Here is a 14,734-nt window from a genome sequence, read left to right as displayed (position 1 = left end):
TGAGTGGATCAATTGAGAGATGGATCTTTTGTGTGGTCAACAAAGTATTTGTAGATTCCACCTTTGCTTCGAAGTGCTTCTCGCCATACAACTTCAGAATCATCTTCGCGAAAAATAATGGATTCATCTACTTGGTCCGAAACTACCCAAGACAATCTTTCAAATTCGCTTTCCAATTGGCCGGAAGACCAACCAGCATATCCTTGCAAAACACGAAACTGAATTTGATCGGAAGAAAGAACTTCAATCATCGTATCAAAACTTCGCGCCATATAAATCCCTGGAACAATTTCTACTCCCGGATCTTCTGTTTGTTTCCCATTATGAAGAATGGATACGAACATATTGTCCACTGGCCCACCAGAAAAAACCTGTTTATTGGAATAAACGGTATCAGGAAGATTTTTGATAAGTGATTCCATGGTTTGGTCGGTGGGTTTGTTTAAAACCAGTCCAAAGGCACCGTCGTCGTCATGATCGACCATAAGGACAACGGATTTATGAAAAAAATCCTGAATCACACTGGAATTGGAAATGAGTAACTTTCCTCGAGTTGAGTCAGGGATTTCTGTCATTATTTTTTGCCGTGAATTTCTTCTAAGATTTTGTAAGCAACTTCCAATGTGTTAATGTCAGAATCACCCTTAACCATAGGTTCTGATTCTCCTTTAATACATTTTACAAAGTGCTCATGTTCCTGTTTGAGTGGGTTATCTTTGTGAACAAAGATTTTCTCCACAATGGATTCTTGTCTATATTTGATTTCTCCACTTCCAAGTTGTGTTGTTGAACTTGCTTGTCTATGTAGTTCAATTTCTTGGTTGGTAAAATCTAAAAATACATAAGAATCTTTTTGAGAAATATTGAGTGTTCTAATTTTTGCTTGGGAAGCACGAGATGCATTGAGGGAAGCAACACATCCATTTGCAAAAGTAAGAACCACACTCGCCACATCTTCATGATTGGAGACAATCGAAGATCCCACTGCTTTTACATTCGTAACTTCGGATTTCACTAAGTTCAAAACAATGTCAATATCATGGATCATCATATCCAAAACTACACCAACATCAGTGATTCTGCTGTTATAAGGTGCAATCCTTCTGGATTCGATGAGAAGAGGATGTTCTGCAATTTTTCCAAGTTCTAAAACGGCTCCATTGAACCTTTCTACGTGTCCAACTTGCAAAATTAAATTGTTTTGTTTAGCCAAAGCAACTAATTCTTTTGCTTCTTCCACAGTTTGTGAAATTGGTTTTTCTACTAAAACATGTTTCTTTTCAGTTAACGCTTGTTTTGCGATTTTGTGATGAAGAAAAGTTGGTGCCGCGATGACGATAGCATCAATTTCCTTTAACAATTCTTCTACCGTTGGAAAGGCTTTTGTTTTGTGTTTCTCTGCTATTTGCGCTGCACGTTCTCCGTTAGCGTCAAATATCCCGATGAGTTCAGCATCAGAAAGCTGTTTGGCAACGTTTACGTGGTATTGGCCCATATGGCCAGTACCAATGACTCCGAGTCGGACTTTTTTATCCATAGATGCTCTCAATCCTCCAAAAGATCAGCGGAAAAACAACTTAGATTTTCCGCCACTGCCGACCTTTTCGCCGGACTCACGGGCAAATTCTTCCATAAGTTCCTTCTGTTTTTTAGAAAGTTTCTTAGGAATTTCTACTTTAATGATTACGTGTTGGTCCCCTTTTCCATAAGAACCTAGGTATGGAATTCCATGTCCTTTCAATCGGAAGATTTGTCCACTTTCCGTTCCTTCTGGAATTTTCAAGTTAATGGTCTTTCCGTCAATGGATGGCACTTCAATCTCACCACCAAGGCAAGCCATAGAAAGTGAAATGGTTTTTTGAACAATTAAATCGTTTCCTTGCCGTTCAAAGGTTGGGTGTTTTTTGATATGTGTCACCACATACAAATCTCCACTTGGGCCACCGTTTGGACCAGACTCACCTTCACCGGAAACTTTGAGTCGGCTACCCGATTCTACACCTGCAGGAATTTTAATATGAATGGTTCGCCTTTTCTCTGTTAGGCCTTCACCCTTACAAGTTTTACAAGGATTGGAAATGACTTTTCCTTTTCCTTTACAACGTGGGCAAGTGGTTGTGACACTAAAGAAACCCTGTGTCCTTCGCACTTGACCTGTTCCCGAACAATCCGGACAAACTGTTGGCGAAGATCCTTTAGAGGCACCAGAACCAGAACAATCCACACAAGTTTCCAGTCGTGGGATTTCTATTTTGTATTCTTTGCCGAGGGCAGCATCTTCTAAACTAACTTCTAAATTATAACGTAAATCCGATCCTCTTTGAGGACCGGACCTTCTTCCACCACCGCGGCTACCGCCACCACCTCCGCCTCCGAAAAATTCACTGAAGATATCACCGAAGTCTCCAAAGATATCAGAGAAGTCTGTATAAGCACCTGCCCCGTATCCTCCGCCAGCACCAGCGTTCACACCTGCTTTGCCGAACTGATCGTACGCCGCACGTTTTTGTGCATCACGTAACACTTCGTAGGCTTCGGTAGCCTCTTTGAATTTTTCTTCCGCTTCTTTATCACCCTTATTTTTATCAGGGTGATATTTGATGGCTAACTTACGATAGGCGCTCTTGATCTCATCATCAGAGGCACCTTTCGAAACGCCTAATACTTCGTAGTAACCACGGTCGCTCATAGTTTTACTTCTTCTCTATTTATTTTTTATCTTCATCAACTACGGTGTAATCCGCATCGACGACCTTTTCGCCACCGGCAGAAGATTCACTTGCCCCTTGTTGACCAGCAGCGCCTGCTTGGTCTGCACCCGGAGCTCCGGCTTCAGGGCCAGCTTGTGAATAAATCTTTTGTCCAATTTGCATTGCGACTTCTTGGATCGAATCACGAGAAGCTTTCATACGTTCAACGTCACCAGATTCCATTGCTTCACGGCCGCGTTTGATTTCGTCCTGAGCTCTTTGTTTTTCTGATTCGTCGAGTTTGTCAGCAGATTCACCGATGGTTTTTTCTAATTGGTAAACAATTGCTTCCAATTCGTTTTTAGTATCAGCCGCTTCACGAAGTTTTTTATCTTCTTCTGCGTGAGCTTCTGCATCCTTCACCATCTTTTTGATTTCTTCTTCAGAGAGTCCAGAAGAAGATTCAATACGAATCTTTTGTTCTTTTCCTGTTCCCAAATCTTTTGCGGAAACATGGACAATACCGTTTGCATCAATATCAAATGTCACTTCGATTTGAGGTACTCCTCTCGGTGCTGATGGAATTCCCACTAAGTCAAAACGACCGAGTGTTCTATTGGCACTTGCCATCTCACGTTCCCCTTGTAATACATGAACGGAAACCGTAGTTTGGCTATCCGCAGCCGTAGAGAACACTTGTGACTTTCTTGTAGGAATGGTTGTATTTCTTTCGATGAGTTTTGTCATCACACCACCCAAAGTTTCGATACCAAGAGAAAGCGGAGTTACATCGAGTAACAATACATCCGTAACATCACCTGCAAGAACTCCCCCTTGGATCGCAGCACCAACGGCTACTACTTCGTCTGGGTTTACAGATTTGTTTGGTTCTTTACCAAAAATTTCTTTTACAAGAGCTTGCACCGCAGGGATACGAATGGATCCACCCACAAGGATGACTTCATCGATTTCGCTAGCACTTAATCCTGCATCTTTTAATGCGTTGATACATGGAATACGAGTTCTTTCTACAAGAGATCTTGTAATCTCATCAAACTTTGCTTTGGTGAGTGTCATATCCAAATGTTTTGGACCTGATGCATCCGCTGTGATGAACGGAAGATTGATTTGAGTAGAAGAAGTTCCAGACAACTCGATTTTAGCTTTTTCAGCAGCTTCTTTCAATCGTTGTACTGTGTTTTTATCTCCAGAAATATCAATTCCCGTTTGTTTTTTGAACTCATCAATCATCCACTGCATGACCACGTTATCAAAGTCGTCACCACCAAGATGAGTGTCCCCATTTGTGGATTTTACTTCGAATACACCGTCACCAAGCTCAAGAATAGAAACGTCAAATGTTCCACCACCTAAGTCGTATACGGCGATTTTTGCACTGGTTTTTTTCTTATCAAAACCATAAGCAAGAGCTGCAGCCGTTGGTTCGTTGATGATACGTTCTACTTCAAGACCAGCAATACGACCTGCGTCTTTTGTTGCTTGTCTTTGTTCGTCGTTAAAATATGCAGGAACAGTTACCACAGCTTTTTTCACTTCATGGCCAAGAAAGTCTTCTGCCGTTTTTTTCATTTTTTGAAGAACACGAGCCGCAATCTCTTGTGGAGTGAATTCACCAGAAACGGTTTCAAATTTGACTCCGTCATTTCCAGCACGGATCACTTTGTAAGATACCATCTTGGATTCGTCACCAGCCTCGTTAAAACGACGACCGATAAAACGTTTCGCAGAACGGATTGTATTCACTGCATTCGTAATTGCCTGGTTCTTTGCGAACTGACCTACAATGGTTTCACCCTTTGCGGTAAAGGCAACAATCGAAGGAGTGGTTCTTGCCCCTTCTGAGTTTTGAATGACAACAGGGTCTCCACCTTCCATAACCGCCACACAAGAGTTAGTGGTTCCTAAATCGATACCGATAATTTTTTCTTTAGACATAGTCTTCTCCTTCCTTCTAATATTAACTTTGTGGTTTTCCCACTTTCACACGTGCAGGACGAATCGATTGTTTGTTTTCACCTTCTTCATGGTAATAACCAGCTTGGTAAGTTTCCACAACAGTCTCTTCTGTAAACTCTGCACTTTCCTCAGAAGCAATTGCTTCCATCAGCATAGGATCAAACGGCATTCCTTTCGGATCCAAACGTTTGATTCCTTCTTTTTCCAATACGGAATAAAATTCCTTTTGAACCATCTTGATTCCTTCAACGAAAGCTACCACTTCCGGAGTTTGGTTCGGAACATTAGAAACTCGTTCTAAATTGTCCAAAGCACCAGTGAGTCCTTCTGCGAACTTCTTGATGGATTCTTTTCTTGCATTTAACAAGTCATTTGCAGTTCTGCGTTTGTAGTTCTGAAACTCAGCACGTTCACGAAGCCAAGAATCTTTTAAAGTTTCGATTTCCTTTTTGGCATTATCGAGTTCTTTCTCGGCACCTTCTACTGCTTGTTCAATGGCTTCATCCGTAATGGTTTGCCCTTCTTCGACTTGCACGTTTTGTTCGTCTACGGACCCGTTTGTTTCTTCTGCCATTTTTCCTCCTACTATCTACTCAATTTCGTAATCATTTCTGAAACTAACTTCGAGGTGAACTCAATCAAAGGTAATGCCTTGTTGTAATTCATCCTCTGAGGACCAATGATTCCCATGGAACCAATCCTCTTTTCACCCATTCGGTAATTCGTGGTAATGATGGTAACACCACCTAACTTTGCATTACCGTCTTTTCCAATGATGGTATAAACTCCATCCATCGGAACATAATCGCTAAAAAACTCTTTGAGGAACTGTTTTTCATCAAATAGATGCAGGATGTTTTCTAATTGTTCCTCTTCATCCTTAAAGTTTTCGTATAAGTTTTTCAATCCATCGATGTATAAATTATCTACCGATTGATTGTCTGATCCCATTGCTCTCGCAATGGATGGTGCAAATTGTGAAAATCCTTCTGGACCTTCCTTTTTCATCATCATCTGAGGAATCAGATTACTTTGAATTTCATGAACATCAAAACCTTTGACGTTATCATTCAAATACCTTGAAATTTGGTACAAGGTCTCTTGAGAGATGTGGTAATCGAAAAAAATATTCCGATTGAGCACAGTACCTGACCGCATCACAAGGATCATAAGAACCTCTCCACCGTTTACATGGATGAGTTCAATGTGTTTGAGTGTGTCGAGAGACCCTTCTGGCCCGAGAACCACACTTGCCGATTGCGAAAGCGAAGCCAAAACTTTGGATGTTGCAATGAGAACCTGATCCAATCGAAATTGCATCCGAAGATACTCTTCTTGGATCCTTTGTTTTTCTCGCATGGTGAGTTCAAAAAGAGTCACCAAACTATCCACATACAGACGATAGCCGCGTTCTGTGGGAACCCGACCTCCCGAAGTATGCCTTGCCACGATGAAACCCATCTCTTCAAGCTCCGCCAAACAAGAGCGAATGGTTGCGGGAGAAACACCGATATCGTATTTTTCAGAAAGGGTTTTGGATCCGACCGGTTTGTTGTCTGATACAAATTCCTCAACCAAAGCTTTCAAAATAGAACGATGTCTAGGGGATAGATCCATATCCTTCTTGGCACTTCCTTTAGCACTCTGATGATTAGAGTGCTAAACTATGCTTAAAGTTTACGGATTTGGGATTTTTTCGTCAAGCAGGAAGAAGATTAGAGCCTCGAATTTTAGCAGAGTTTATTAGAATCTGCTAAAATTATGTCACACAGGGTAAACTTGGATCCGATTTCGCCCGTGATTCTTGGCTTGGTAGAGAGCTATGTCCGCTAGTTTCATGATCTCTTCTGGTTTTTGGAGGGGGTGCACCTTGGTGTATCCTATGCTGAGAGTGATATTTAGGTAATAATTATCGAAAATGAAAAAACGATGGTTTTCCACTGATTCCCGAAGCCGGTCGAGGACAATGGTGGCTCCTTCTGTTGTGGTGTCTGGCAAAATACACCCAAACTCTTCTCCCCCAACTCGCCCAACGGTATCTTCCTCCCTTAGACAATCTAAAAAGATATTGGCCATTTTTTTAAGAACTAAATCCCCAATGTCATGACCATAGGTATCGTTGATATGTTTAAAATGATCGATATCAAGGACGGCAAGAACCGACTCTCGGTTGCGACGTTTGACTGTGGCAACCGTCTTTTGTAAGGCTTCAGAAAAGGAACGTCGATTCGGCAACATGGTGAGCTCATCCATATAAGCCAATCGTTTCAAACTACTGATGAGGACGTTCTTTTGTTCTTCGAGTCTTCTTCTTTCACGAACATCACGAATGATGGCCGCATAAAACATTTGATGATCGTTGCGAATGGTAAAGGCCCTAATTTCCACAGGGATGGTACCTTTGGGTTTGGTCACTAGTTCTAGTTCTTTTAAAAAACCAGCAATATAATGTGATTCTTTGGAACTAACAAAAGTTTCGATGGAACTCTGTTCCCCTTTTTCATTGGGAGGAAAGAGAAAAGAAAATGATTTCTGGTGTAACTCTTCTTCTGTAAAACCAGTTAACAACCGTAATGCTAAGTTACTAAAAAGTATTTTACTGTTAGTATCTAAAACAACAATTGCATCGATGGATTGAGAGACAATTTCCCTCGCAAATACGTCCGTATTAATTTCATTCATTGCCCCAAATTTCCCCATAACCTTTTTCGCTTCGGAACGAATCCCGCCACTTATGGATATGACGAAAATTAATTTCAGGTTTGTTCAACCGGAACTCTCTTTTCGGCAAAACCTTCATTGGTTTGGAATTCAGACCTTGATACCAATAGGCAACTGAGATTAAATCTAAGGTCAAGGAATTTGCATGACCATGCTCAAGTAAGAATAGGAAATTTTTTTCAAACCGTATAGGGGATTCCACCCAGAATCGATACAAATGAGTTCGACCAAGCCAACCAATCGATTCCGAAACTCGTGGATATCCGAAGTATGGATGCATAAAAACTTCTTTCGGGGACCAAGCGGTGTTAAAAACATCTTCGGTTCCTGTTCCCTTTAGATTTGCCTCTGTTTGATTTCCATCAATGAAAATCAAATCATCCCCTTCTCCATACCAAAGGGGAGTGGGAGAATCCACATACAAATTAAGACCAATAAACTGGCCTTTTCCTTCCGTTTCCAGAACCGAGAAATAATTTTCCTTTTTAAAAATTGTCTTTTCTGTTTCCCCCAAAAGGGCCCATTCATTTTCCTTTCGACTAACTGTTTTAGGCTCAGTGACACTTCGATTCCACTGTGCATGGAATCGTAAGTTAGAATTTAACGGTTCTTTCCATTCTTCATAATCAACGTAAAAATAAAAATTACTGATGTCTTCATCGGATTCATTTTCAATTTCTATCTTTGCCCCTGACTCAAAAGGCATTGGAAAGTAGGAATTCATAGACTTTCCTTTTTTGGGAGCTGCCACAAGCGGTGCTGAGTTTAAGATATACTCTTCTCCCCAACCTTGTCCAAAAAATTCACCTAACGGAACCTCTACAGAAGGATGTGTTTGGTTGTCCCAATACATTCGAATGACAGCATTTTTTCTGGCCATTGGATCCTTACTGGCAAGAGTCATCCAAATGTGTTTGATCACTCCCCTTGATTTGATTTCGGCAATGGTGACTGTTTTTTTCTTTGGAATTTTAATAAAGTCATCGTTTCCATTCGTTGGATCCGAACTTGATACCCTTTGATTACGATATGTTTTGTCTTTCCAAATTGATGATTCCCAGCCATCACCAAGTAGCGAACCTGTAAAAAAATAGAAGGCAGAAACAAAGAGAACCAATGTTTTTTTGCATTCGAAAAGAAAGATGTTTTTAAAAAAACAATTTAGATATTGATAATGATAATGATAATGATAATGATCTTTACGCATACGTTTTGAGTTAGTTCCGTTTTCGTTTTGTATTTTTATTTATGACTTTTACTAATTTCGGGACTTGGTTTCCATCGGTTCACCAAACCTAGAAAAATTCCAGCTTGGACAAGTGATTGTAAAAAGATTTCCAAACCCACATAAAAATGAATCGAAAAGGATACTTCAGGAATGAGAAAAACCATTCCTTCTAAATTTCCAACTGCTGGTGAAATGGAAGCAAGACCACCAATCACCGTTCGCATCCACACTAAAACAAACATTTGTTTGCCGAAGGTTTGCAATCGAAACCAATCCCAAAACATAATTAAAAAACTTACAATCAGTATCGCTTGCAACACTAAAGACGGAAACAACCAAAACAGAGCTCTAGACCATGCAGCCCCGTCACTTGCTGTGATGAGAAACAAAGGAAAAATAGCACTGTCACCTTCATAATATTCCTTCATTACTAACTGGAAATAAGGAATGGATACAAGAAGGTAGGCAGAAAGATGACTGAAAATAAACTGAATTGTGATTTTAATCTTCGGATTCATGTTAAAGTTGTCCAATAAGGTAGGAGATCCCATCTTAACATGATGAAATCAGAACTCAAGGCAAAACTGCAACGGACATTTCCAAAAGCCAAAACAGTTTCTTCCGGGAGACTCTTTACGCGCCAGCTAAGTAATCTGGTCGACGAGTCCATACGGACTCTTTTCAACGAAGTTTCCGAAGGAATTCCATTAAAAGACCATCTTTGTTTGATTGCTGTCGGCGGGTACGGCCGAAGGGAACTGGCACCTTATTCTGACATCGACATTCTATATCTTCATGACGGAAAACTCTCCGACAAACTTCTTAGCGAAATCATTTCTAAAATTAATACATTTTTATATAACAATGAAAAGGAAGTGGGTCATTCCTGCCGCACAATCAAAGAATCGTTTATCTATTTAGATCAAATCGAAACCTACCATTCCGTCCTTGACTCGCGGTTTCTAGTTGGCTCAGAACTTTTGTTTCAAAAGTACAAAACAGAATTTTTGGAAAAAATTCCTGAAAAAACCATCAAAGTTTTTAATGAATGGAAATTGTCTTATCTTAGAGAAAGAATTATCAATTCCTACAATCCAATTCTTCTTTCTGAGCCTAATATCAAAAACGATCCATTAGGACTTCGCGATATACAACATATGTATTGGATCGAAAAAACCAATCCATTACCTGATTCCGCTGACGGCGGTATTTTTGATTTTTATTTGATCGGTGATACTTTAACTCTTTTATCTGCTTATGATTTTTTACTTTTAACAAGATCCGCATTACACATTATCAGTGGCCGAAAAAATGATCGTTTGGATTTGGGATTACAGGCGGAAGTTGCTGAATTTTTAGGATTTGGTTCCAAAAACGAAATCAAAACTCTCGAATCGTTTATGAGCCAATTTTACAAAGCTCAAAAAGAAGTGTATTTTTATATTGGAACGTATCTGGATGAAAAAACCAATCGAAACAAAAAACGCATCCATACGGAACTTTCCAATCCCGATAGTTTGTATGATGATATCATTCAATTCTTTGCCGAATCACAATTAAATGAAGGAGAGCCCTCCCGAATTGATTTAAACGAAATTAGATTCGCATCACACTTCTTAGATGATGATTTTAAAAATCAAAAATCTGTTTTAGATACCTTCCTTTCGATGTTGCGAACTAAAAAGAGAATTGGACATACCCTCACTCTCATGCATGAATGCAATATCCTTGGAAAACTCATTCCCGAATTTGGAGCTTGCACTAACTTTCCTCTTTTTAGTTACCACCACCAATACACTGTAGATGAACATACCCTTCTTATCTTAAGAGAGTTGGATGTTCTGATTGCTGATATGTGGGAAGACAGACAAGTCCAAGAAGTCTTTAATGTCTGTGAAAAAATTGAAATTTTAGCATTAGCAATCCTCATCCATGATGCTGGAAAGGTAAAAGAAGGAGATCATAGCCAATACGGAGCAGAGCTTGCTCTCATCATCTCAGAAAGGTTTCGTTTATCCGAAGAAGATACAGAACTATTAAGATTCCTTGTTGCAGAACATATTGTTATGTCTGAGTTATCTTCCAAAAGAGATATTTATGATCCTAAACTGATTTCCTCTTTCGCAAAACAATTTTCAAACGAAAACACATTAAGATTACTTTACATACTCACCATTATCGATACAAAATCCGTGGGCCAAGGAATTCTAACCAATTGGAAAAAAGAAATTTTACATTTCCTATTCATTTCTACCTTAACCTATTTACAGAAAAAAGGAAATCTTGCAGATACACAAGAACGGATTGAGTCCACATTAGAAACTTACTTAATCGAAAAAGAAGGCCTAACGACAGAACAATCCGAACACATTGTTGAGTTTGGAATGAAAATCCGACCTTCTTCTTATTTGCATTACAATACTCCCAGACGTGTTTTCCAACATTTTAGTTTGCTCTATGAATGGCAACAATCCGGATTACCGTTTCGTTTGATCACGGAACGTGAACCGGCTTTTGTGACTTTGTCTATTTTTGCCCAGGCCGATCCACAAATATTGTTGTACCTTTCGGGAACCATTTCCTCACTGGCACTGAATTTAGTAGGTTTACGGTTATTTAGAACTGTAGAAAACCAACTCATCTTACAAGCACAAATCACCGACGAATTTGGAAGTGGTGAGATTGCAGAACAGCAGATTTTGGACATTGAATCTACGTTAGCCGAATGTATTGAAGGTAAAATCAATATTGAAGATTTAGCATCCACAACCAACATTTGGAAAACTTTACCACAAATTCCGGATGGAATGGTAGAAGAATTAGTAAAATTTTCTAACGACATTTCCGAGTCGTATTCTGTTTTAGAAGTCAGAGTTCCCGATTCTATCGGACTTGTGTATCGAATCCTCAAAACATTACTCGACTTTGAATTAGAAGTAATATTTGTTAGAATATCAACAAGTGCGGATTTCGCTTATGACTCATTCCATATCCAAACTTTAAATGGAAAGAAAATTGAAGATACTGGACTACTCTTAGCAATCAAAGAAAGAATTTTGTCCGTTGCCCGAGTCAAAGAAAACCAAGGAATCATGGAGATTAATTTTTAGTATGGCATGGTGGAAAGAAGCAGTCATTTATCAAATTTACCCGCGTAGTTTTCAAGATTCCAACGGAGATGGAATTGGAGATTTAGAAGGGATCATTGAAAGGTTAGATTACCTTGCCGGCTCCAAAGATTCTTTGGGAATTGATGCTATTTGGTTATCGCCAGTTTATCCTTCACCTATGTTTGATTTCGGTTATGACATTTCTGACTATGAAGAAATTGATCCTGTGTACGGAGACATCCAAACCTTCAAACGACTGTTAAAGGAAGCTCATAAACGTGGGATTCGAATCATTATGGATTTAGTAGTCAACCACACTTCCCATCTTCATCCCTGGTTTTTAGAATCCAGATCTTCTGTCAATAGCCCAAAAAGAGACTGGTACATTTGGAAAGAACCACACCATAATGGACCACCAAATAATTGGTTAGGTGCTTTTGGCGGTTCTGGTTGGGAATATGATAAACGGACTGGAGAATACTATTTTCATTCCTTCTTAAAAGAACAACCAGATCTCAATTGGCGTAACCCCGATGTAGAAGATGCCATATTCAAAATGATGAAGTATTGGTTGGATATGGGTGTGGATGGATTCCGATTGGATGTAGTCAATCTATATGTAAAAGATGAATTTTTACGAAACCAAGTTTCATACTTCATGAAAGGCCCAAGACCTTACGACAAACAAGTTCATGCGTATGATCGTGACCGTCCCGAAATGCATGGAATCCTTCGTAGAATGCGTAAACTACTCGATTCTTATTCCGAAAAACGGATGTTTGTTGGTGAGATCATGCAAGACTTTCCCGGAAACGTTCTTCTACCTGCAACGTATTGTGGCCGAAATGACGAATTACATCTCGCGTTTAATTTTATGTTTCTTTTCTCTCCTTGGAAAGCAGAACGATTTTTTCAAATTGTAAAAGATTTTGAATCTGCACTTGGTGAAGACAATTGGCCAAATTATACTCTTTCCAATCATGATTTCCCTCGCCATATCACTCGTTATGAAAAAGGAAATGATACAAAAGCACGCGCAGAACTTGCCGCCTGTATGATGTTAACTCTCAGAGGAACACCTTTTCTTTACTATGGTGAAGAAATTGGAATGAAACGCCAAAAAGTCCCGTATAAAAAAATCCAAGATCCTGTTGGAAAACGATATTGGCCTTTCCATCCAGGTCGTGATCCCGAAAGGATACCGATGCCTTGGAATGGATCAGAAACCACAGGATTTACCACTGGCAAACCATGGCTTCCCTTATATGAAGATGCAAAATCAATCAACGTAGAATCGCAAAAAGAAGATCCAAATTCTCTTTTTTATACTTATAAAAAACTAATCCAACTAAGAAAAGATAGAAAGTCTTTAAGAAAAGGTAAACTAAAAATCCTTTTAAGTACCGACAAACAAGCGCTATACTACAGAAGAAGAGAAGGCAAAGAAGAAACTTATATCTTTCTAAACTTTTCCTCAAAACCAGTTAAAATTTCTTATCCACGAAAATGGGTTCTAAACGAAATTTTATTTAGCACTGCCAACCGTACTTCTTCTTTTGAACTCGAAAAAGAATTGGATACCGGTGGTTTGGTTTTGTTACCAAATGAAGCAGTCATTTTTGGTAGATGATTTTTTAGTCTGCTTTTCGTGAAATCTGCAATAACTGGCCCACTTCTTCCGGTAATGATACTATCTTCTTTGTGAGATGACTCACAGTAATATAAGTTAACATTCCTGAACAAATAAGTTTCTCTTCAGAAACAATCTGAAATGACCAAAAAATCTTAGCAGATTTGTAACTCGGACTTAAAGTTACATCTAAAACATCATCAAACTTGGCTCCATTGCGATAATCAATCAGGGACTGAACCACATGAAAATCTAGTTGGTATTTTTCTATAAATGCAGAATAAGAAATTCCCATAGTCCGGAAGTATTCAGTAATGGATACATCTAAATAATTTAGATAATTGGCATTGAAAACAATTCCTTGACTATCCACTTCCGAATAACGGACTCGAAACGAATATTGAAAAGCACCTTCTTTTGATTTCATATCTACATTCTAGCCCCGACTCTAACGATTAAGATTTTCTTTGATGATACAATAAAGCTTTCTTCAAACAAATAATGACTTTGGCTTTTGGAAGTTTCTTCTTTGCCTCAAAATACAAAGCCCTTTTTCCATCACATTTCAATTCTGGAAATTCCAGTGCGATTTCTTTGGCAATACTGGTTTTACAATTGAAATAGAGAGCAAATTCCGAATTGTCCACCTTACCGATTCGAATGGTGGATCCAGATTTTGTTTTTGGTGTTAAAAAACTAGGTTCTCCCCATTTTAAACATTCCTCTAATTCCCCGATTCGGTCGTCGCTTTCAGATAATTCATAAATCCAAGTTCGGATTTCCATAAACTTTTCCAACATTACGGGTGTTAAATTAAAATAATAAGATGAAATTTCTTCGGAAGGAAGGGGATTTTTTAGTTTGGGTTTCGTTTTGGTTTTTGGATCAGAAGAAGATTTCATTTTTTGTTATATCAAAATATGCAATTTCTTACTTTCATCCATAGTTGAAAAGTTGCTGTAATAAAAATATTACAATCAACTTCTAATATTGAAAGATAGGACCAATGTTTGGATCCCAAGTTTTGAACTGGACTTTGTCTCCAATTTTGATCTCTTCAAAATTGGTTACATCTTCAATCACAGTCGTTAATTTTACATTCTCTTCTGTTTGAACGATGGCAAGAACATAAGGCGCACGATTTGCCATATGACCAAATCCTACATGTACAACCGTAAAGGAATGAATGATTCCATTTGGTTTTAAGTCTACCTTTTCGATGCCCTCGTTCCCGCAGGAAGGACAAACGGAAGTATATTCCGCCACTTTAAAATCACATTGTTTGCAATGGATTCCAGAAAAGGTTTCAATTGTGTTCATACACCATTACTGATATTTATGTGAAATAAACGCAATACGTTTAAATCCCAGTCTGGCA

At 39.0% G+C, this 14,734-nt stretch carries 14 protein-coding genes; 2 read left to right on the top strand and 12 right to left on the bottom strand.

The annotated features are described in order from the left end of the window. Window positions 1-8: 8 nt before the first annotated feature. The 9 genes from CH361_RS01110 to CH361_RS01070 form a co-directional block, all read right to left on the bottom strand. Window positions 9-566 (bottom strand): YqgE/AlgH family protein, encoded by a 558-nt coding sequence (locus tag CH361_RS01110; protein ID WP_208861375.1) that lies wholly within the window; start codon window positions 564-566, stop codon window positions 9-11. Window positions 567-574: 8 nt separating this feature from the next. Then, window positions 575-1,537: a Gfo/Idh/MocA family protein gene (locus CH361_RS01105; RefSeq protein ID WP_100788981.1), complete on the bottom strand. Its 963-nt coding sequence runs from the start codon at window positions 1,535-1,537 to the stop codon at window positions 575-577. Between the two features lie 24 nt (window positions 1,538-1,561). Continuing rightward, window positions 1,562-2,689 carry a molecular chaperone DnaJ gene (gene dnaJ / locus CH361_RS01100; protein WP_100788980.1) on the bottom strand — a complete coding sequence of 376 codons (1,128 nt, stop codon included), beginning with the start codon at window positions 2,687-2,689 and terminating at the stop codon, window positions 1,562-1,564. Between the two features lie 19 nt (window positions 2,690-2,708). Then, a complete protein-coding gene (gene dnaK, locus CH361_RS01095; RefSeq protein WP_100788979.1) occupies window positions 2,709-4,646 on the bottom strand; it encodes a molecular chaperone DnaK in 1,938 nt (645 codons plus the stop codon). 22 nt (window positions 4,647-4,668) lie between these two features. Beyond that, window positions 4,669-5,241: a nucleotide exchange factor GrpE gene (gene grpE, locus CH361_RS01090; protein WP_100788978.1), complete on the bottom strand. Its 573-nt coding sequence runs from the start codon at window positions 5,239-5,241 to the stop codon at window positions 4,669-4,671. 11 nt (window positions 5,242-5,252) lie between these two features. After that, window positions 5,253-6,284 (bottom strand): heat-inducible transcriptional repressor HrcA, encoded by a 1,032-nt coding sequence (gene hrcA, locus CH361_RS01085; RefSeq protein ID WP_100788977.1) that lies wholly within the window; start codon window positions 6,282-6,284, stop codon window positions 5,253-5,255. A gap of 147 nt (window positions 6,285-6,431) precedes the next feature. Next, complete coding sequence (locus CH361_RS01080) at window positions 6,432-7,349, bottom strand: sensor domain-containing diguanylate cyclase (RefSeq protein WP_100788976.1); 918 nt, start codon at window positions 7,347-7,349, stop codon at window positions 6,432-6,434. Beyond that, on the bottom strand, window positions 7,342-8,595 hold the full coding sequence (locus CH361_RS01075; protein WP_244279457.1) for a glycoside hydrolase family 172 protein: 1,254 nt from the start codon (window positions 8,593-8,595) through the stop codon (window positions 7,342-7,344). Before CH361_RS01075 ends, CH361_RS01080 begins: the two co-directional genes overlap by 8 nt. Window positions 8,596-8,630: 35 nt before the next feature. Further along, window positions 8,631-9,134, bottom strand: a complete 504-nt coding sequence (locus CH361_RS01070; RefSeq protein WP_100788975.1) for a hypothetical protein — start codon at window positions 9,132-9,134, stop codon at window positions 8,631-8,633. A 39-nt stretch (window positions 9,135-9,173) separates the two neighbouring features. Between CH361_RS01070 and CH361_RS01065 the strand changes: the two genes are divergently transcribed. Continuing rightward, complete coding sequence (locus CH361_RS01065) at window positions 9,174-11,726, top strand: [protein-PII] uridylyltransferase family protein (protein ID WP_100788974.1); 2,553 nt, start codon at window positions 9,174-9,176, stop codon at window positions 11,724-11,726. Between the two features lies 1 nt (window position 11,727). Further along, window positions 11,728-13,356: an alpha-glucosidase gene (locus CH361_RS01060; protein WP_100788973.1), complete on the top strand. Its 1,629-nt coding sequence runs from the start codon at window positions 11,728-11,730 to the stop codon at window positions 13,354-13,356. A gap of 4 nt (window positions 13,357-13,360) precedes the next feature. Here the strand turns inward: CH361_RS01060 and CH361_RS01055 are convergent, their stop codons facing one another. From CH361_RS01055 to CH361_RS01045, 3 genes are all read right to left on the bottom strand, one after another. Continuing rightward, entirely contained in the window at window positions 13,361-13,783 is a 423-nt protein-coding gene (locus CH361_RS01055; protein WP_100788972.1) for an acyl-CoA thioesterase, read from the bottom strand. A 28-nt stretch (window positions 13,784-13,811) separates the two neighbouring features. Continuing rightward, a complete protein-coding gene (locus CH361_RS01050; protein WP_100788971.1) occupies window positions 13,812-14,258 on the bottom strand; it encodes a DUF1801 domain-containing protein in 447 nt (148 codons plus the stop codon). Window positions 14,259-14,340: 82 nt separating this feature from the next. Then, window positions 14,341-14,676: a Zn-ribbon domain-containing OB-fold protein gene (locus CH361_RS01045; protein WP_100788970.1), complete on the bottom strand. Its 336-nt coding sequence runs from the start codon at window positions 14,674-14,676 to the stop codon at window positions 14,341-14,343. Between the last annotated feature and the right edge of the window lie 58 nt (window positions 14,677-14,734).

This window comes from Leptospira brenneri (genome assembly GCF_002812125.1).
GTDB classification, from domain to species: domain Bacteria; phylum Spirochaetota; class Leptospiria; order Leptospirales; family Leptospiraceae; genus Leptospira_A; species Leptospira_A brenneri.
This window is presented reverse-complemented; position numbering and strand designations above follow the sequence as displayed.